We start from the raw sequence: 17,432 nt of genomic DNA, 5'->3' as shown, positions 1-17,432 counted from the left end.
TTAGGAGATTCTCATGTCTAGCATCGGGCACGACGTAGCCGCGGACCACGCGCACGACGACCACGCGCACGAAATGCCGCACGGCTGGCGGCGCTGGCTGTTCGCCACCAACCACAAGGACATCGGTACGCTGTACCTGCTGTTCTCGTTCATCATGTTCCTGTCGGGCGGCGTGATGGCGCTCGGCATCCGTGCCGAACTGTTCGAGCCGGGCCTGCAGATCATGCGTCCGGAGTTCTTCAACGAACTCACGACGATGCACGGCCTGATCATGGTGTTCGGCGCGATCATGCCGGCGTTCGTCGGCTTCGCGAACTGGATGATTCCGCTGCAGATCGGCGCGTCCGACATGGCGTTCGCGCGGATGAACAACTTCAGCTTCTGGCTGCTGCCGGTCGCGGCAGTGCTGCTGGTCGGCTCGTTCTTCGCGCCGGGCGGCGCGACGGCCGCCGGCTGGACGCTGTACGCGCCGCTGTCGACGCAGATGGGCCCGGGCATGGACTTCGCGATCTTCGCGGTGCACATCATGGGCGCGTCGTCGATCATGGGCGGGATCAACATCGTCGTGACGATCCTGAACATGCGCGCGCCGGGCATGACGCTGATGAAGATGCCGATGTTCGCGTGGACGTGGCTGATCACGGCCTACCTGCTGATCGCCGTGATGCCGGTTCTGGCAGGCGCGATCACGATGGTGCTGTTCGACCGCCATTTCGGCACGTCGTTCTTCAACGCGGCAGGCGGCGGCGACCCGGTGATGTACCAGCACATCTTCTGGTTCTTCGGCCACCCCGAGGTGTACATCATGATTCTGCCGGCGTTCGGGATCGTGTCGCAGGTGATCCCGGCGTTCTCGCGCAAGACGCTGTTCGGCTATAGCTCGATGGTGTACGCGACGGCTTCGATCGCGATCCTGTCGTTCATGGTCTGGGCGCACCACATGTTCGCCACGGGCATGCCGGTCACCGGTCAGCTGTTCTTCATGTACGCGACGATGCTGATCGCCGTGCCGACGGGCGTGAAGGTGTTCAACTGGCTCGCGACGATGTGGCGCGGTTCGATGACGCTCGAAACCCCGATGCTGTTCGCGATCGGCTTCCTGTTCGTGTTCACGTTCGGCGGCCTGACGGGCCTGATGCTCGCGATGGCGCCGCTCGACATCCAGTATCACGGCACCTACTTCGTGGTGGCGCACTTCCACTACGTGCTGGTGGCCGGCTCGCTGTTCGCGCTGTTCTCGGGCTGGTACTACTGGGCACCGAAGTGGACGGGCTGGATGTACAACGAGACGCGCGGCAAGATCCACTTCTGGGCGTCGATGATCTTCTTCAACCTGACGTTCTTCCCGATGCACTTCGTCGGCCTCGCGGGCATGCCGCGCCGCTATGCGGACTACCCGGCGCAGTTCACGGACTTCAACCAGGTTGCGACGATCGGCGCATTCGGCTTCGGCCTCGCGCAGGTGTACTTCCTGTTCGCGGTCGCGCTGCCGGCCTACCGTGGCGGCGGCGACCTGGAAAAGGCGTCGGACAAGCCGTGGGACGGCGCGACGGGCCTCGAGTGGACGGTGCCGAGCCCGGCTCCGTTCCACACGTTCGAGCAACCGCCGCACGTCGAGTAAGTTTCACGGTGCGCTTAGCCGCTGCCTGCCGCGCAGGCAGGCGCGGCGGGCGCCGAATCGAAGTTTCAGCGAAGTTTGAGCGAAGTTTTAGATGAATCGGAATTCACAAGAAAGACGAACGCCCGAGCAGATTCGCGCGGGCAACAAGCGGCTCGGCCTCATCCTGCTCGTCATCGCCGCCGTTTTTTTTGTGGGTGTCGTGATCAAGCAGTGGTGGCTGTCCACTCACTGATGCAGTAACTGACGCAGTAGCGAGGAAGTTGTCGTATGTCGAAGCCGGAAGAGGGCGCCGTCGATCGCGCGTTCAATCGTTCGATGCTGGTGAAGCTCTTCGTCGTGGCCGGGCTGATGTTCGGTTTCGGCTTCGCGCTGATCCCGATGTATCGGGCGATCTGCCAGATCACCGGCATCAACAACCTGGTGCAGCGCGACGTCAGCGAGCGCGAGGTGAAGAACTCGCAGGTCGACACCAGCCGCACGGTGTCGGTCGAGTTCGATGCGAACGCGCGCGGCCCGCTCGGTTTCAAGCCGGAGCACAACAGCCTCGACGTGCATCCGGGCGAGCTGACGACGATCGTGTACGACGTGACGAACGGGCAGGGCCGGCCGGTCGTCGCGCAGGCGATTCCGAGCTACGCGCCGAAGCAGGCGACGGAGTTCTTCAAGAAGATCGAATGCTTTTGCTTCACGCAGCAGACGCTGGCCGCGAACGAGTCGCGCAAGATGCCGGTGGTGTTCGTGATCGATCCGAAACTGCCGAAGGACGTGAAGACGATCACGCTGTCGTACACGTTCTTCGAGCTCAATACGCCGGCCGCGCCGGCGCCGGCGACGCGCAGTACCGCGGCGCAGGGCGCGGCGAAGCCGGATGCGTGACGACGGAGACGGGGCGATGACGGAGGGCAAGCGGGGCGGGTCGTTCGGCCAGGCGGTGAAAGCGGTGCTGTGGTCGTTCTTCGGGGTGCGCAAGCGGCGCGACCTGGAGGCCGACGCGACGCAGCTCAATCCGCTGCACGTGCTGATCGTCGCGTTGATCGCGGCCGGCGTGTTCATCGGCGTGCTGATCCTGATCGTGCGTGCCGTCGTGGGCTGAGGCCCGCGGCCACGAAAGAATGCAGTGCGCAGCGCCGCGGCGCTGCGTGCAGGAAAGAGCGGTGGCGGTCGTGCCGCGCAAGAAATAAAGCCGGAGCGGTTTCCGGTACACAAATTGGACTGAAGTGGAGAATCAAGCATGAGCGGTCAAAACCAGACCCCGTACTATTTCGTGCCGCATCCGTCGCAGCATCCGATCAGCGCGGCCGTCGGCCTGCTGGTCATGCTCGGATCGGTGGCGCTGTGGATCAACGGTCACGACTGGGCGCCGTTTACGGCGCTGCTCGGCCTGCTGTGGTTGCTCTTCACGCTGTATCACTGGTTCGGCGACGCGATCGCCGAATCGGAAGGCGGTCATTACGGCAAGAACGTCGACAAGTCGTACCGCTGGAGCATGAGCTGGTTCATCTTCTCCGAAGTCATGTTCTTCGGCGCGTTCTTCGGCGCGCTGTTCTATGCGCGCGAAATCGCGCTGCACCAGCTCGGCAGCCTCGACTACAAGCTGATCTGGCCGGACTTCTCCGCCGTGTGGCCGAACGAAGGCCCCGCCGCGCTCGCCGGTCACTTCAAGACGATGGGCCCGTGGCCGGTCCCGACGATCAACACGGCATTCCTGCTGTCGTCGGGCGTGACGCTGACGATCTCGCACCACGCGCTGCGCGACGATCATCGCAAGAAGGCGATCGCATGGCTGGCCGCGACGCTCGCGTTCGGTATCTGCTTCCTGTTCCTGCAGGGTTTCGAGTACTTCCACGCGTACAACGAACTGAACCTGACGCTGAACTCGGGCGTGTACGGTTCGACGTTCTTCCTGCTGACCGGCTTCCACGGCTTCCACGTGTTCCTCGGCGGCACGATGCTCGCGGTGGTGCTGGTGCGGATGATCCGCGGCCACTTCAAGCCCGATCACCACTTCGCATTCGAAGGCGCCGCGTGGTACTGGCACTTCGTCGACGTCGTCTGGCTCGGCCTGTACGTCGTCGTCTACTGGCTGTAAATGGAAAAACGGCCCGCGCAGCAATGCGCGGGCCGTTTTCATTGGTGTCGGCCCGGCAGTTGCGAGCCGACACCACCCTGGCGCCGCCGCGACTCAGTCAGGCGGCGCTTTTACTTGGTGGCGCGATCGTGCGGCTAAATGTCACAGCGTGTCACATCGGTTGCCGCAGGCCGCGGCGACAAATGCGTCAACGCCCGATCGGCAGGCCGGTCGAATGGATCCAGCCCATCCAGTTCGCGAGCAGGATGAACAGGAACAGCGAGACCGACAGCCCGACGCGGGTGGCGAGCGACCAGACCATGCGTTTCGTGTGGCCGCGGTCGTGCATCATGAAGTAGAGCGCCGAGCCCATGCTGGCGATGATGAGGACGAAGGCAATGGGAACGAGTATGTGCATGACGCGAACCGGACGACGGCAATTCGAAAGGAAGGGGATAATTATCGCATTTCGCTTTCGCGAATGTGCCCGGCGGGCCGCACGATGAAGATTCGCTGGCTGCCTGCGCTGCTGATTCTCGTCGTCGTCGCCGTCACGATCCGTCTCGGTTTCTGGCAGCGCGACCGCGCGCACCAGAAGGAAGCGCTGCAGGCGAGCATCGTGCGCTACGAGCATGCGGTGCCGGTCGACGTCGGCGCGCGGCCGATTCCGCTCGCGTTGATCGAGTTTCATCGCGTGCGTGCGAAGGGCCGCTTCCTGCCCGAGCAAGCGGTGTTTCTCGACAATCGGCCGTATAACGACCAGCCGGGTTTTTACGTCGTGATGCCGTTTAAACTCACGGGCGGCGGTGTCGTGCTCGTCAACCGCGGCTGGCTGCCGCGCAACATCGCCGATCGCACGGCGATCGAGTCGTTCGCGACGCCCGCGGGCGACGTCGAGATCGTGGGCATCGCGCGCGCCGACGCGTCGCGTGCGTTCGAGCTCGGCGAAGGCGGGTCGGCGGCGCACCAGAAGATCCGGCAGAACCTGGACGTCGCCGCGTATGCGAAGGAAACCGGGCTGCCGCTGCAGCCGTTCGTGATCCAGCAGACGAGCGACGGCGGCGACAAGCTCGTGCGCGACTGGCCGGCGGCGACGACCGGCGTCGAGCGCAATTACGGTTACATGTTTCAGTGGTGGGCCATGGCGGCGGCCGCGCTCGGCTTCGGCCTGTACGCCGCGCGGCGTGCGGCGAAGAAGTCGGCCGGCGCGTGAGCGCCATGCCAGGACGCGGCGCACGCGCCGCGGGTTCGTTTCGAGAGGTCTGATTTGTCCATGCAATCTTCCCGTCAGGGTCCGGCCGCTGCACCGTCGCCTGCGGCCCGCAAGCGCGGCCGCTGGATGCTCGTGCTGCTGGGTCTCGTGTGCGCGGCGCCGATGCTCGCGTCGTACTTCACCTATTACGTGATCAAGCCGAAGGGCGGTTCGACCAACTACGGTACGCTGATCGAGCCGCAGCGGCCGATCCCGGCCGATCTGCAGGTCACCGACGAAACCGGCAAGACGGTGCCGCTGTCGTCGCTGCGCGGCGTGTGGCTGTTCGTGATGACGGATCGCAGCGCGTGCGACGACGCGTGCGCGAAGAAGCTCTATTTCATGCGCCAGATCCGCGTCACGCAGGCCGGCGAACGGCACCGGCTCACGATGGTATGGCTGCGCAGCGATGCGGGCGCGATGCCGCAGAAGGTGCTGGAAGCCTATCCGGACACGCGCCGGCTCGTCGCCGATCCGGCCGCGGTGGCCGCGTGGCTGCCGGCCGACGCCGGCACGAAGGACAGCGACCACATCTACATGGTCGATCCGAACGGCAACCTGATGATGCGTTTCCCGAAAGACCCGAATCCCAGCAAGATCAAGGCGGACGTGACGAAGCTGCTGAAGTGGTCGAGCATCGGCTAAGGCGAGAGAGCGAGGCACCATTCCGATGTCGTATCTACTGCAACTCGGCCTGATCGGCTTCTGCATCGCGCTGCTGCCGCTGTCGTACGTGTGGGTGAAGGCCGACGACGACAAGTTCCGCAAGCTCGTGTGGATCACCACGTTCCTGACCCTCGACCTGGTGATGTTCGGCGGTTTCACGCGGCTGACCGATTCGGGGCTCGGCTGCCCCGACTGGCCCGGCTGCTACGGCACGTCGTCGCCGTTCATCGCGCATGCCGCGATCACGGCCGCGCATCAGGCGATGCCGACGGGCCCCGTCAGCATGACGAAGGCGTGGATCGAGATGATCCACCGCTATTTCGCGATGGCGATCGGCGTGCTGATCATCGCGCAGGTCGTGATCGCATGGGCCGCGCGGCTGCGTCGCCGCCCGCTGCACGTATCGCCGTGGTGGCCGACGAGCCTGTTGCTGCTGATCGTCGTGCAGGGCGTGTTCGGCGCATGGACGGTCACGATGAAGCTGCAGCCGGTAATCGTCACGATCCACCTGCTGCTCGGCCTCACGCTGCTCGGCACGCTCGGCTGGCTCGCGGCGCGGCAGACGCCGCTGCCGTCTCACGACCCGGAGGCCGGGCGCTATCGCGCGGCCGCGCTCGCGGCGCTCGTGCTGCTGGTCGTGCAGATCGCGCTCGGCGGCTGGGTGAGTACCAACTACGCGGTGCTCGCGTGTACCGATTTCCCGACCTGCAACGGCCAGTGGATTCCGCCGATGGACTTCGGGCACGGCTTCCACCTGTGGCGCGCGCTCGGGATGACGAAGGACGGCGACGCGATCACGCAGGATGCGCTGGTCGCGATCCACTGGACGCACCGCACGTTCGCGTTCGTCGTGGTCGCGTACCTGGTCGCGTTCGCGCTGAAGATGCGCCGCTTCGAATCGCTGCGGCGGCCCGCGAACGGCGTGCTGCTGGTCGTCCTGCTGCAGTTCGTGACGGGCCTGACCAACATCGTGCTGCAGTGGCCGCTGCCGGTCGCCGTCGCGCACAACGGCGGTGCCGCGATCCTGCTGCTGCTCGTCGTCATGTTAAACTTTCGCATCCTTTCAAGCCGCCCCGGCCGTGTCGCGCAGCCTGCGCGCGACGCCGCCCCGGCGTGACCGCCCCCATGCAAAGCACCCTCTCCCAATCGCCCGGTAGCCGCTTTTCCCAGTACATGGCGCTGACGAAGCCGCGTGTCACGCAGCTCGCGGTGTTCTGCGCGGTGATCGGCATGTTCCTCGCGACGCCGGGCATGGTGCCGTGGCATGTGCTGATCGGCGGCACGGTCGGCATCTGGCTGCTGGCCGGCGCCGCATTCGCGATCAACTGCCTCGTCGAACAGAAGATCGACGCGATGATGCGGCGTACCGCATGGCGCCCGTCCGCGCGCGGCGAGATCACGACGCCGCAGATCCTGGTGTTCTCGGCCGTGCTCGGCAGCGCAGGCGCATGGACGCTCTATACGTTCACGAACCCGCTGACGATGTGGCTGACGATCGCGACGTTCGTCGGCTACGCGGTGATCTACACGCTGCTGCTCAAGCCGATGACGCCGCAGAACATCGTGATCGGCGGCGCGTCGGGCGCGATGCCGCCGGCGCTCGGGTGGGCCGCGGTCACCGGCGCGGTGCCCGGCGACGCGTGGATCCTCGTGCTGATCATCTTCGTGTGGACGCCGCCGCATTTCTGGGTGCTCGCGCTCTATCGCCGCAAGGATTACGAGAGCGCGGGGCTGCCGATGCTGCCCGTCACGCACGGCGAGAAGTTCACGCGGCTGCACATCCTGCTGTACACGGTGATCCTGTTCGCGGTCACGCTGATGCCGTTCATCTCCGGGATGAGCGGGGCTGTCTACCTGACGAGCGCGGTGCTGCTCGGCGCGGTGTTCCTCGCGTATGCGTGGAAGATCTACCGCGATTATTCGGACGAACTCGCCCGCAAGGCCTTCCGCTATTCGATCGTCTATCTGTCGCTGCTGTTCGCCGCGCTGCTCGTCGATCACTATGCACGCCCGCTGCTCGGCGTGTAACCGCACGGTTTGAACGCAATGCTCCAATCACGGTTCGGGCGCCGCGCGCGCCAAGGCTGGATGCTCGCGTGCGCATTCACGGCAGCGCTGCTGCTCGCCGGATGCGACAACGCGCCGAAATTCCAGAATCTCGACATCACCGGCAACACGCAGTTCGGCAACGACTTCTCGCTGCCCGATACGGCCGGCAAGGTGCGCACGCTCGCCGACTTCAAGGGCCGTGCGGTCGTGATGTTCTTCGGCTATACGCACTGCCCGGACGTGTGCCCGACGACGATGGCCGAACTGTCCGAGGCGCTGAAGCAGCTCGGGCCCGATGCCGCGAAGCGCGTGCAGGTGCTGTTCGTCACCGTCGATCCGGAACGCGACACGCCGGCGCTGCTCGGCCAGTACGTGCCTGCATTCGATCCGTCGTTCATCGGCCTGCGGCCGGCCGACGAAGCGGCGCTGAAGAAGGTCACGAAGGATTTCCGCGTGTACTACGCGAAAGTGCCCGGCAAGACGCCCGGCAGCTACACGATGGATCACACCGCCGCGAGCTACGTGTTCGATCGCGACGGCAAGCTCCGCCTGTTCGTGCGCGACGGCCAGGGCCCCGGCCCGTGGGTTCACGACCTGAAGCTGCTGGTCGACTGACCGGCATTCGCCGGGCGCCCGGCCCGGCGATCGTGTGACGGCCGTTTCGCGCCGTCACGCTTTCTCTCTTCCCGTTGTCGTTTGCATGTGCCGCCCGCCGCGCGGCGCGTCGGCACGCGTGCCGCGCAGGTGGCGCGTTACGGCAGCGCCGGCACGTTGAAGCCGGATGCGGCGCGCGTGATCCGGAATTCCGTCACGCGATACGTCGCGAGCCCCTCGGTGACGAACGGGTCGGTCTTCAGGATCGCGTCGAGTTCGTCGCGATCGATGCGGGCCGCGAGGATCACGCCGCCTTCGCGCGGCACCTTCGGCCCCGCCGCGATGAAGATGCCCTTGTCGAACAGCGGCTGCAGATACGCACGGTGGCGTTCGAGCGCGTCGTCGATGCGCTCGAGCGATGCGGTGTAGTGGATGTCGATGACGTACATGGATGGCCCCGGAATGGCGCCGGCGCGTCGCGCGCCGGCCAGCCGGTCTTTGTAGCACAGCGGATGCGGGCTGTCGCGCCGGGGCCGTCCGTTCCGCATCGGCGCGTATTCAAGTTGTAAGCCTCGTTGCCGTAAATGCAAGGGCAACCGTTTGCGCGCGGCAGGCCGTTCGTGCGCATCGTGTGCACCGACATCGATAAAGGCACGCAGATGAGCAGAATGAGTTTGAACCGCAAGCTGTGGCTCGCGCTTGCGCTGGTATGGATCGGTCTGCTGGGCGTCGGCGCCTGGAGCGCCTACGAGACGCGCGCGACGATGCTCGCCGAACGCAAGGCCGGCATCGCGAATCTCGTCGACTCGGCGGCCGGCATCGTGGCGGCGTATCACGCGCTCGCGCAGAGCGGCACGCTGCCCGAGGCCGACGCGAAGCGCGACGCGCTCGCGAGCCTTGCCGCGATGCGCTACGGCGATTCGGGCTACGTGTTCGTGATGGACTCGAAACCGGTCGTGCTGATGCATCCGACGCTGCCGAAGCTGGTCGGCACGCAGGTCGGCGATTATCTCGATCCGGACGGCAAGCCGCTGTTCGTCACGATCCTGAACGCCGCGAAGGCGACCGGCAGCGGCTTCGCCGAATATCGCGGGCGGCTGCCGCACAGCGAAACCGCCGTGCCGAAGATCAGCTACGTCACGCGGTTCGCGCCGTGGGACTGGAACATATCGAGCGGCGTGTTCCTGAAGGACATCGACACCATCTACTACCGTACGCTGCTCGGCCACCTCGCGGTCGTGTTCGTGATCGGCTTCGTGATCAGCACGGCGATGCTGGTGATCATCCGCAACGTGCGCGCCAGCCTCGGCGGCGAACCCGACGAAGCGGCCGCGCTCGCGACGCGCATCGCGCAGGGCGACCTGACGCAGCTGGTGCCCGTGCGCGCGGGCGACCGCACGAGCATGATGGCCGCGATGCGCGACATGCAGACACGGCTGCAGGCGACGATCGGCGGGATTCGCCTGTCGGCCGAATCGATCGCGTCGGCGAGCCGGGAGATCTCGGCCGGCAACGACGACCTGTCGCAGCGCACCGAGGAGCAGGCCGCGTCGCTGGAGGAAACGGCCGCGAGCATGGAGCAGCTGACCGCGACGGTGAAGCAGAACGCCGACAACGCGCGGCAGGCGAGCGGGCTCGCGAACAACGCGTCGGACATCGCGCGCACGGGGAGCGACGTCGTGAACCGCGTGATCGGCACGATGGGCGAGATCGACGACAGCTCGCGCAAGATCGCCGACATCATCGGCGTGATCGAGGGCATCGCATTCCAGACCAACATCCTCGCGCTGAACGCGGCGGTCGAGGCCGCGCGTGCGGGCGAGCAGGGCCGCGGCTTCGCGGTGGTCGCGGGCGAGGTGCGCTCGCTCGCGCAGCGCAGCGCGACGGCCGCGAAGGAGATTCGCGCGTTGATCGTCGACTCGGTCGAGCGCGTGCGCAACGGTTCGACGCTGGTCGGCCAGGCCGGCACGACGATGGGCGAGATCCTGCAGGCCGTCGCGCGCGTGACCGACATCATGGGCGAGATCGCGGCCGCGTCCGAGGAGCAGGCGAGCGGCATCACGCAGGTCGGGCGCGCGGTCACGCAAATGGATCAGGTGACGCAGCAGAACGCGGCGCTCGTCGAGGAAGCCGCGGCCGCCGCCGCGTCGCTGCAGGAGCAGGCCGCGCGGCTGCGCGACGCGGTCGGCGCGTTCCGGGTCGGCGATGCCGGCGGCATATCGTCGCGGCGGGCCGGCGAGCGGGCGGCCGAACCCGCGTTCGGCACGAAGGCGGCCGACGGCGCAGTGGTGGCGTGACGCGTACGGCCGAGGCCGATGCGCGATAGGCGAGACGCAACTAACGGCCAAGCCGTGCATCCGTCGCCGGCACCGCTGCGGTGCATACCCATATGAGCGGGATGTATTTCACTTCCCGCCGATCCTGTGACACCATTTGCCCCTTCCAGCGAGTCGGGGGATACCCGTATCGCGCCCCATTTCCAGTAAGCAAGAAAGCGAGAAACAGATGAAGCGTCGCAGTCTCCTGAAGGTATTTTCCGTGCTGGCCGCCGGTGCAGCGCTGACGCTGTCGGCAGGCGTGCACGCCGAGGACAAGGTGATCAAGGTCGGCACGGTCGCCGGCCCGGATGCGGAAGTGTGGCAGCTCGTGCAGAAGGTCGCGAAGGAGAAGGAAGGCCTGAACGTGAAGGTCATCGAGTTCAACGACTACGTGCAGCCGAACGCGGCGCTCGACTCGGGCGACCTCGACGCGAACAGCTTCCAGCACCAGCCCTACCTCGACAGCCAGGTGAAGCAGCGCGGCTACAAGATCGTCAGCGCGGGCCTGACCTACATCTCGCCGATCGGCGTGTATTCGAAGAAGTTCAAGTCGCTGAAGGACCTGCCGCAAGGCGCGAAGCTCGCGGTGCCGAACGATCCGTCGAACGAGAACCGCGCGCTGCTGCTGCTGCAGACGCAAGGCGTGATCAAGCTGAAGTCGGGCGCCGGCACGGGCGGCAACAACGCGACGGTGCTCGACATCGCCGAGAACCCGAAGAAGCTGAAGATCTCCGAGCTCGACGCCGCGCAACTGCCGCGCGTGCTGTCGGACGTCGACGCGGCCGTGATCAACACGAACTACGCGCTGGCCGCGAACCTGCAGCCGACCAAGGACGCGATCGCGCTCGAAGCGCTGACGAGCCCGTACGCGAACCTGATCGCCGTGCGCGCGAAGGACAAGGATCAGCCGTGGGTGAAGAAGCTGGTCAAGGCGTACCAGTCGCCGGAAGTGCGGGAATTCATCAAGAAGCAGTTCAAGGGCTCGATGGTCGCGTCGTTCTGAACGCCGCACACCGATCGGACCGCCGAACGAAAAGGGCCTGCGTCGCGCGCAGGCCCTTTTTCATTGGCGCGGCCGGTGGACGGCCGCGCGGTGCGCCGCGTTCGATGCCGGATTACATGTCGCCGCGCCGCGAGCAGATCGCCATGATCTGCTGGATCGCATAGTTGTCGCGCACACCCGGCAGCGACTGCACGACGCACTCGTGAAAGCGCCGCTCGCGCGGCAGCAGCATCGCGTTGTTGCGGTACAGCGCGTCGCAGGAGCGCTGGATCAGTTGGGCCGCCGCGCCGTTGCGGCTTTCGCGCAGCGCGCCGAGCATGCACTCGTCGTATTGCGCATAGCCGTCGGTCAGCGCGAACGCCGCGCCCGGCAGCGCCAGCGCGACGGCCGCGAATGCGATTGCACGGACTCCCCGTTTCATGTGCCCCTCCGATGGTGTCGCCTGGGTCGGCCGACAGCATAACGTAAAGCCGTCAACGCGGCTGACGCGTTGCGCCGATGCCGGCGGGAGCCGCCGCCGGCCGGGCTTCGCGCGCGGTTGCGGGCACCGGCGGGCAGCGCAATCCGGCGCGCCGGGCGAAAGCGCGGAGTCAGGCGGTGGTCTGCGGAAATGGTATCCTCGTGCGTTCGCCGCTACGCACCTTCCCGGGGTGCGCGCGGGCCGGCCGCCGCCGAGTTTTACGCGCGGCGGAGCCCGCCTGACGGCGGCGGGAATCCATCATCCAGAACCGACACAATACGGGGGAGACTCACCCATGAAGCGATTCAAGACTTTCGCGATCCGTTCGATCGCGGCCGGCGTGGCCGCACTCGCGCTGGCAGGCGCCGCGCACGCGCAGACCGTCAAGGTGCTGTCGATCGTCGACCATCCGGCGCTCGACGCGATCCGCGACGGCGTGCGCGCCGAACTGAAGGCGGAAGGCTACGGCGACGACAAGCTCAAGTGGGAATACCAGAGCGCGCAGGGCAACACGGGCACGGCCGCGCAGATCGCGCGCAAGTTCGTCGGCGACAAGCCCGACGTGATCGTCGCGATCGCGACGCCGGCCGCGCAGTCGGTCGTCGCGGCGACGAAGAGCGTGCCGGTCGTCTATTCGGGCGTGACCGACCCGGTCGCCGCGCAGCTCGTGAAGGGCTGGGGCCCGTCGGGCACAAACGTGACGGGTGTGTCCGACAAGCTGCCGCTCGATCGCCAGGTCGCGCTGATCAAGCGCGTCGTGCCGAATGCGAAGACGGTCGGCATGGTCTACAACCCGGGCGAGGCGAATTCGGTCGTCGTCGTGAAGGAGCTCAAGGAGATTCTCGCGAAGCAGGGGATGACGCTGAAGGAAGCGGCCGCACCGCGTACCGTCGACATCGGCCCGGCCGCGAAGAGCCTGATCGGCAAGGTCGACGTGATCTACACGAACACCGACAACAACGTCGTGTCCGCGTACGAAGCGCTCGTGAAGGTCGCGAACGAAGCGAAGATCCCGCTCGTCGCCGGCGACACCGACAGCGTGAAGCGCGGCGGCATCGCGGCGCTCGGCATCAACTACGGCGACCTCGGCCGCCAGACGGGCAAGGTCGTCGCGCGCATCCTGAAGGGCGAGAAGCCGGGCGCGATCGCGTCGGAGACGAGCAGCAACCTCGAGCTGTTCGCGAACACGGGCGCGGCCGCGAAGCAGGGCGTCACGCTGTCGCCGGATCTCTTGAAGGACGCGAAGACGGTCATCAAGTAAGCCGCGGCCGACCGCCGCGCTTGCGGGCCCGATCCGGGCCCGAACGACACCGCCGGACGGGCGGCTCCCACCCGGGGCCGCCCGTTCGCTTCGCCCGGCCGTACACGTCCGGCCGGGAAGCAACAGGATTTCCCCATCATGTCTCTGTTCTCGTTTCTGGGCGCGCTGGAGATCGGCCTGATCTTCAGTCTCGTCGCCCTCGGGGTGCTGATCTCGTTTCGCATCCTCAACTTCCCCGACCTCACCGTCGACGGCAGTTTTCCGCTCGGCGGCGCCGTCGCCGCGACGCTGATCTCGGCCGGCTACGACCCGTTCTCCGCGACGGTGCTCGCGATCGTCGCGGGCGCGGCGGCCGGCTTCATCACGGGCTGGCTCAACGTGCGCCTGAAGATCATGGATCTGCTCGCCAGCATCCTGATGATGATCGCGCTGTATTCGGTGAATCTGCGGATCATGGGCCGGCCGAACGTGCCGCTGATCACCGAGCCGACGCTGTTCACCGTGCTGCAGCCCGACTGGATGCCCGACTACGTGCTGCGTCCGGCGCTGCTCGCGATCGTCGTCGTGGTCGCGAAGCTCGGCCTCGACTGGTTCTTCTCGTCGCAGCTCGGCCTCGCGATGCGCGCGACCGGCGCGAACCCGCGGATGGCGCGTGCCCAGGGCATCGCAACCGGCCGCGCGACGCTTGCCGGGATGGCGCTGTCGAACGCGCTCGTCGCGCTCGCAGGCGCGCTGTTCGCGCAGACGCAGGGCGGCGCGGACATCTCGATGGGGATCGGCACGATCGTGATCGGGCTGGCCGCGGTGATCATCGGCGAGACGCTGCTGCCCGCGCGCCGGCTGGTGCTGACGACGCTCGCCGTCGTGCTCGGCGCGATCGTCTACCGCTTCTTCATCGCGCTCGCGCTGAACAGCGAATTCATCGGCCTGAAGGCGCAGGACCTGAACCTCGTGACGGCCGCGCTCGTCACGATCGCGCTGGTGCTGCCGGCGACACGCAAGAAGCTGTTCGCGCGCAAGAACGGAGGGGCATGACATGCTGTCCGCACAAGACCTGAAACTCACGTTCAATCCCGGCACGCCGATCGAGACGCGCGCGCTGCGCGGGCTGTCGCTCGAGATTCCCGACGGCCAGTTCGTCGCGGTGATCGGCTCGAACGGCGCCGGCAAGTCGACCTTCCTCAATGCGGTCAGCGGCGACCAGCGCGTCGATGCGGGGCGCATCTCGATCGATGGCGCGGACGTCACGCGCCAGCCCGCGTGGGACCGCGCGCACCTCGTCGCGCGCGTGTTCCAGGATCCGATGGCCGGCACCTGCGAGGCGCTGACGATCGAGGAGAACATGGCGCTCGCGACGGCGCGCGGCGTGCGGCGCGGCTTCCGGGCCGCGCTCGACCGGCCGTCGCGCGAGCTGTTCCGCGACAAGCTGCGGCTCCTGAACCTCGGTCTCGAGAACCGGCTGACCGACCGGATCGGGCTGCTGTCGGGCGGCCAGCGGCAGGCCGTGAGCCTGCTGATGGCGTCGCTGCGGCCGTCGCGGATCCTGCTGCTCGACGAGCACACGGCCGCGCTCGACCCGAAGACGGCTGCGTTCGTGCTGGAACTGACCGCGCGCATCGTCGCCGAGAGCCGGCTGACGACGATGATGGTCACGCACAGCATGCGGCAGGCGCTCGACTACGGCGATCGCACGGTGATGCTGCATCAGGGACAGGTCGTGCTCGACGTGTCGGGCGACGCGCGCAAGGGGCTCGACGTGCCGGACCTGCTGCAGATGTTCGAGAAGGTGCGGCACGAGCAGCTCGACGACGACGCGTTGTTGCTGAGTTGACGTGACGGGCGGCACGCGGCGAGCCGGCGCGATGTGGTGTTGCATCGTGCCGGTTTGAGTGCCGATCCGGCCGGGTGATTCGGCGCGTGTGCGTCGCAGCGGGCCGGATGGTTGCGAGGATCGCATTCGCCGCGCTTGCGATGAACCGCGACGGTCACGGCAACCTCTGCGAATTGGTTTCGCTCGGCACGCATGCCTGGCGCAGCTCGATCACGAGCATCAGAAAGCCCCCTTAGCGCCTGCGTGGCCTGCCCGATTGCATCGCGATCCTGTCGCCAGACTTCCCGGCCAGCGCGCAGAGGCTCGAGCCCCAGGTCGAATGGGTTGCGCGCGTGTTCGGTGATCGCACATGGGCCGCGCTCACGCTGCACGCACGCGCGATGGATGACGGCAGCGACAGCGGATACGTTGCACACCTGAAACGTTTTTTTCTAAACAATTTCGGATTGCCATGGCGTGCCGACTTCGGTGCCTTGGTCCTATGCCAATTTGCGACGGTTGGTACGGTTCTAGCTTGAAAGCAAAACTATCCGATTCCGGATTTTTATCCGGTATCAAGCACGCAACAAATAACGACATAACGACCCGATTATGACTGGCACATCATCGTGCTCGTTTCCATAACGGGTGGAAATTATTTCGCATGCCGAAGGATGAAAATCATGCTTTCTCATCGCAATCGATATTTTCGGAACGGACTGAGCACCGTTGGATCACTCGTCACATTAATCTCCGTGCTCGCCTTCGCCGTCGCTGTTCAGGATGCGAATGCGCAGGAGAAGGGCAATTCGTCTGCGGTAAAGATCAAGCCGCCTCCGTTACCCAACGGTTCCGCCCAGGTCAAGGTGAAGCCGGGTATGTCCGACGAGGAATGGGAGAAGGCATACAAGGAGACGGGGCGCCCCAAGTTCGACAGGAAGTCTGTCAAGAAAGCCGGCGGCAACGTGCAACGCGACTAGGGAGAAACGGCCATGAAAAAGATCCTGCTTGTCATCGCCCTGCTTGCCGGACTCGCGCAAATGACGTTGCCGGGCACGGCGCACGCGCAGGTCACCACGGCACGTACGCTCGTGCTGTACGACAATCCGGCCAACGACCCGTATTCGAAGCTCGGCCTGATGTACAGCATCATGTTGAGGAACCTGCTTGGCCATTTCAACGCGACGGTCGACCTGGTTCCGATACAGAACTACACGGCCGGAATGGTCGCGAACCACGACGTCACGTTCTACATCGGCGACTACTACAACAACCCGATTCCGACGGCGTTCATGAGTGACGTGATGACCGCAACGAAGACCGTGGTCTGGTTCAAATACAACTTGTGGCAGCTTGCATGGAACACGGCCTATACCTTCAATCAGACCTTCGGGTTCAGCTTTCTCGGCATTGCCGGGTTGAACGCGCCGCCTTCGTCGAGCAATCCGAATCCCGGCTTCTACGACACGGTCACGTACAAGAACCTGCCGATGGTCAAGTACTACGCCTATGACGCATCATCCGGCGCCATCAATGCGGACCCGGATGTCGGGCTGACCCAGGTCGTCGATGCCACCAAGGCGCAGGCACTCGTCACCATCAAGAACAGCAAGACCGGCGCAACCACGCCATACGTCATGCGTTCGGGCAAGCTCTGGTATTTCGCGGATGTGCCATTTTCCTTCATCGGTCCGACAGATCGATACCTGGTGATATGCGACATCCTGCACGACATCCTGCAGACCAATGCACCGGTGAATCACCGTGCTCTCGTACGTCTGGAGGACCTCGACGCGTATACGACGACGAGTTCGATGACAACGCTGACGAATTACCTGTATTCGAAGCAGATTCCGTTCACGATGGCCACCATTCCCGTGTATACGGATCCGAACGGCTATTACACCGGCGGCGTCCCGGAGACGATCCATCTTGCGCAGGCAACGGGCCTCATGAGCGCGTTGAACTACGCAATAGCGCACGGCGGCTCGATCGTGATGCACGGCTATACGCACCAGTACGATTCGACGCCGAATCTTCTCACCGCGGTCAGCGGCAGCGACTATGAGTTCTGGTATGCGGTCCAGAACCGTCCCGTCGATGAGGACTCCGTTCAATGGGCGGAAGGCAGGATGGCCGAGGGCATACTCGAGTTCACGACCAACGGCTACAAGATCGTCGGCTGGGCTGCGCCGCAGTACCAGATGTCACCGAATGCGGCGGCGGCCACCGCCCTCACGTTCCCGACGACGTTCCAGCGGGCCGTCTACTACACCGCGACCAATCCTCAAATCGGAACGGGGGCGCCCAACCAGGACTTTTCGGCCGGG

Annotated in this window: 20 protein-coding genes and 1 pseudogene; 18 read left to right on the top strand and 3 right to left on the bottom strand. The window is 65.6% G+C overall.

Annotated elements, in window-relative coordinates; all coding sequences use genetic code 11:
• Window positions 1–13: 13 nt before the first annotated feature.
• From ctaD to ACNQQL_RS32805, 5 genes are all read left to right on the top strand, one after another.
• On the top strand, window positions 14–1,621 hold the full coding sequence (gene ctaD / locus ACNQQL_RS32825) for a cytochrome c oxidase subunit I (RefSeq protein WP_034179108.1): 1,608 nt from the start codon (window positions 14–16) through the stop codon (window positions 1,619–1,621).
• Between the two features lie 91 nt (window positions 1,622–1,712).
• Entirely contained in the window at window positions 1,713–1,853 is a 141-nt protein-coding gene (locus ACNQQL_RS32820) for a cytochrome oxidase small assembly protein (protein WP_347068485.1), read from the top strand.
• 35 nt (window positions 1,854–1,888) lie between these two features.
• Window positions 1,889–2,497, top strand: a complete 609-nt coding sequence (locus ACNQQL_RS32815; protein ID WP_072437278.1) for a cytochrome c oxidase assembly protein — start codon at window positions 1,889–1,891, stop codon at window positions 2,495–2,497.
• A gap of 16 nt (window positions 2,498–2,513) precedes the next feature.
• Window positions 2,514–2,714, top strand: coding sequence for a DUF2970 domain-containing protein (locus ACNQQL_RS32810; protein WP_047899090.1), 201 nt, complete (start codon window positions 2,514–2,516; stop codon window positions 2,712–2,714).
• Between the two features lie 138 nt (window positions 2,715–2,852).
• Complete coding sequence (locus ACNQQL_RS32805) at window positions 2,853–3,710, top strand: cytochrome c oxidase subunit 3 (protein ID WP_072437276.1); 858 nt, start codon at window positions 2,853–2,855, stop codon at window positions 3,708–3,710.
• Window positions 3,711–3,897: 187 nt separating this feature from the next.
• Here ACNQQL_RS32805 and ACNQQL_RS32800 read toward each other — a convergent pair whose 3' ends face one another.
• Window positions 3,898–4,107, bottom strand: a complete 210-nt coding sequence (locus tag ACNQQL_RS32800) for a twin transmembrane helix small protein (protein ID WP_034179103.1) — start codon at window positions 4,105–4,107, stop codon at window positions 3,898–3,900.
• A gap of 84 nt (window positions 4,108–4,191) precedes the next feature.
• Here ACNQQL_RS32800 and ACNQQL_RS32795 point away from each other — a divergent pair, with 84 nt between their 5' ends.
• From ACNQQL_RS32795 to ACNQQL_RS32775, 5 genes are read left to right on the top strand one after another with little or no spacing between them, the layout of a single operon-like run.
• Window positions 4,192–4,902, top strand: a complete 711-nt coding sequence (locus ACNQQL_RS32795; RefSeq protein WP_347068481.1) for an SURF1 family protein — start codon at window positions 4,192–4,194, stop codon at window positions 4,900–4,902.
• A 60-nt stretch (window positions 4,903–4,962) separates the two neighbouring features.
• Window positions 4,963–5,586, top strand: coding sequence for a cytochrome C oxidase subunit I (locus tag ACNQQL_RS32790; protein WP_347068479.1), 624 nt, complete (start codon window positions 4,963–4,965; stop codon window positions 5,584–5,586).
• Between the two features lie 25 nt (window positions 5,587–5,611).
• The gene (locus ACNQQL_RS32785) at window positions 5,612–6,724 is read left to right on the top strand and encodes a COX15/CtaA family protein (protein ID WP_347068477.1); all 1,113 of its coding nucleotides are present in this window, start codon (window positions 5,612–5,614) and stop codon (window positions 6,722–6,724) included.
• An 8-nt stretch (window positions 6,725–6,732) separates the two neighbouring features.
• Window positions 6,733–7,635 carry a heme o synthase gene (gene cyoE, locus ACNQQL_RS32780; protein WP_034179099.1) on the top strand — a complete coding sequence of 301 codons (903 nt, stop codon included), beginning with the start codon at window positions 6,733–6,735 and terminating at the stop codon, window positions 7,633–7,635.
• Window positions 7,636–7,653: 18 nt separating this feature from the next.
• On the top strand, window positions 7,654–8,271 hold the full coding sequence (locus tag ACNQQL_RS32775; protein ID WP_072437271.1) for an SCO family protein: 618 nt from the start codon (window positions 7,654–7,656) through the stop codon (window positions 8,269–8,271).
• A 137-nt stretch (window positions 8,272–8,408) separates the two neighbouring features.
• Here the strand turns inward: ACNQQL_RS32775 and ACNQQL_RS32770 are convergent, their stop codons facing one another.
• Window positions 8,409–8,699: a YciI family protein gene (locus ACNQQL_RS32770; RefSeq protein ID WP_034179097.1), complete on the bottom strand. Its 291-nt coding sequence runs from the start codon at window positions 8,697–8,699 to the stop codon at window positions 8,409–8,411.
• Between the two features lie 210 nt (window positions 8,700–8,909).
• On the opposite strand from ACNQQL_RS32770, the gene ACNQQL_RS32765 reads away from it, so the two are divergent.
• Both ACNQQL_RS32765 and ACNQQL_RS32760 read left to right on the top strand, forming a co-directional pair.
• Window positions 8,910–10,547, top strand: coding sequence for a methyl-accepting chemotaxis protein (locus tag ACNQQL_RS32765; RefSeq protein ID WP_347068474.1), 1,638 nt, complete (start codon window positions 8,910–8,912; stop codon window positions 10,545–10,547).
• 208 nt (window positions 10,548–10,755) lie between these two features.
• Window positions 10,756–11,571, top strand: coding sequence for a MetQ/NlpA family ABC transporter substrate-binding protein (locus ACNQQL_RS32760; RefSeq protein WP_347068472.1), 816 nt, complete (start codon window positions 10,756–10,758; stop codon window positions 11,569–11,571).
• A 112-nt stretch (window positions 11,572–11,683) separates the two neighbouring features.
• Here ACNQQL_RS32760 and ACNQQL_RS32755 read toward each other — a convergent pair whose 3' ends face one another.
• Window positions 11,684–11,992 carry a VF_A0006 family four-cysteine protein gene (locus ACNQQL_RS32755; RefSeq protein ID WP_047899082.1) on the bottom strand — a complete coding sequence of 103 codons (309 nt, stop codon included), beginning with the start codon at window positions 11,990–11,992 and terminating at the stop codon, window positions 11,684–11,686.
• A 334-nt stretch (window positions 11,993–12,326) separates the two neighbouring features.
• On the opposite strand from ACNQQL_RS32755, the gene ACNQQL_RS32750 reads away from it, so the two are divergent.
• From ACNQQL_RS32750 to ACNQQL_RS32725, 6 genes and pseudogenes are all read left to right on the top strand, one after another.
• The gene (locus ACNQQL_RS32750; RefSeq protein ID WP_347068470.1) at window positions 12,327–13,292 is read left to right on the top strand and encodes an ABC transporter substrate-binding protein; all 966 of its coding nucleotides are present in this window, start codon (window positions 12,327–12,329) and stop codon (window positions 13,290–13,292) included.
• Between the two features lie 138 nt (window positions 13,293–13,430).
• On the top strand, window positions 13,431–14,327 hold the full coding sequence (locus ACNQQL_RS32745) for an ABC transporter permease (protein WP_072437268.1): 897 nt from the start codon (window positions 13,431–13,433) through the stop codon (window positions 14,325–14,327).
• 1 nt (window position 14,328) lies between these two features.
• Window positions 14,329–15,123 (top strand): ABC transporter ATP-binding protein, encoded by a 795-nt coding sequence (locus ACNQQL_RS32740; RefSeq protein ID WP_111016055.1) that lies wholly within the window; start codon window positions 14,329–14,331, stop codon window positions 15,121–15,123.
• A 119-nt stretch (window positions 15,124–15,242) separates the two neighbouring features.
• Window positions 15,243–15,512 (top strand): annotated as a pseudogene (locus ACNQQL_RS32735) (hypothetical protein); the annotation flags it as partial.
• 264 nt (window positions 15,513–15,776) lie between these two features.
• Window positions 15,777–16,082: a hypothetical protein gene (locus ACNQQL_RS32730; RefSeq protein WP_347068467.1), complete on the top strand. Its 306-nt coding sequence runs from the start codon at window positions 15,777–15,779 to the stop codon at window positions 16,080–16,082.
• 12 nt (window positions 16,083–16,094) lie between these two features.
• Window positions 16,095–17,432 (top strand): DUF2334 domain-containing protein (locus tag ACNQQL_RS32725; RefSeq protein WP_347068465.1); only part of this gene is annotated, 1,338 nt, incomplete at its 3' end.

The sequence above is a fragment of the Burkholderia sp. LFS061 genome (assembly GCF_047978125.1).
GTDB classification, from domain to species: domain Bacteria; phylum Pseudomonadota; class Gammaproteobacteria; order Burkholderiales; family Burkholderiaceae; genus Burkholderia; species Burkholderia pyrrocinia_C.
This window is presented reverse-complemented; position numbering and strand designations above follow the sequence as displayed.

Excerpts from the sequence above, each read along its gene's own strand:
- ACNQQL_RS32810 (WP_047899090.1), top strand. The coding sequence starts at position 2,514 with ATGACGGAGGGCAAGCGGGGCGGGTCGTTCGGCCAGGCGGTGAAAGCG.
- ACNQQL_RS32740 (WP_111016055.1), top strand. The coding sequence starts at position 14,329 with ATGCTGTCCGCACAAGACCTGAAACTCACGTTCAATCCCGGCACGCCG.
- ACNQQL_RS32760 (WP_347068472.1), top strand. The coding sequence starts at position 10,756 with ATGAAGCGTCGCAGTCTCCTGAAGGTATTTTCCGTGCTGGCCGCCGGT.
- cyoE (WP_034179099.1), top strand. The coding sequence starts at position 6,733 with ATGCAAAGCACCCTCTCCCAATCGCCCGGTAGCCGCTTTTCCCAGTAC.
- ACNQQL_RS32815 (WP_072437278.1), top strand. The coding sequence starts at position 1,889 with ATGTCGAAGCCGGAAGAGGGCGCCGTCGATCGCGCGTTCAATCGTTCG.
- ACNQQL_RS32775 (WP_072437271.1), top strand. The coding sequence starts at position 7,654 with ATGCTCCAATCACGGTTCGGGCGCCGCGCGCGCCAAGGCTGGATGCTC.
- ACNQQL_RS32770 (WP_034179097.1), bottom strand. The coding sequence starts at position 8,699 with ATGTACGTCATCGACATCCACTACACCGCATCGCTCGAGCGCATCGAC.
- ACNQQL_RS32805 (WP_072437276.1), top strand. The coding sequence starts at position 2,853 with ATGAGCGGTCAAAACCAGACCCCGTACTATTTCGTGCCGCATCCGTCG.
- ctaD (WP_034179108.1), top strand. The coding sequence starts at position 14 with ATGTCTAGCATCGGGCACGACGTAGCCGCGGACCACGCGCACGACGAC.
- ACNQQL_RS32800 (WP_034179103.1), bottom strand. The coding sequence starts at position 4,107 with ATGCACATACTCGTTCCCATTGCCTTCGTCCTCATCATCGCCAGCATG.
- ACNQQL_RS32790 (WP_347068479.1), top strand. The coding sequence starts at position 4,963 with ATGCAATCTTCCCGTCAGGGTCCGGCCGCTGCACCGTCGCCTGCGGCC.
- ACNQQL_RS32750 (WP_347068470.1), top strand. The coding sequence starts at position 12,327 with ATGAAGCGATTCAAGACTTTCGCGATCCGTTCGATCGCGGCCGGCGTG.
- ACNQQL_RS32745 (WP_072437268.1), top strand. The coding sequence starts at position 13,431 with ATGTCTCTGTTCTCGTTTCTGGGCGCGCTGGAGATCGGCCTGATCTTC.
- ACNQQL_RS32765 (WP_347068474.1), top strand. The coding sequence starts at position 8,910 with ATGAGCAGAATGAGTTTGAACCGCAAGCTGTGGCTCGCGCTTGCGCTG.
- ACNQQL_RS32795 (WP_347068481.1), top strand. The coding sequence starts at position 4,192 with ATGAAGATTCGCTGGCTGCCTGCGCTGCTGATTCTCGTCGTCGTCGCC.
- ACNQQL_RS32730 (WP_347068467.1), top strand. The coding sequence starts at position 15,777 with ATGAAAATCATGCTTTCTCATCGCAATCGATATTTTCGGAACGGACTG.
- ACNQQL_RS32820 (WP_347068485.1), top strand. The coding sequence starts at position 1,713 with ATGAATCGGAATTCACAAGAAAGACGAACGCCCGAGCAGATTCGCGCG.
- ACNQQL_RS32785 (WP_347068477.1), top strand. The coding sequence starts at position 5,612 with ATGTCGTATCTACTGCAACTCGGCCTGATCGGCTTCTGCATCGCGCTG.
- ACNQQL_RS32755 (WP_047899082.1), bottom strand. The coding sequence starts at position 11,992 with ATGAAACGGGGAGTCCGTGCAATCGCATTCGCGGCCGTCGCGCTGGCG.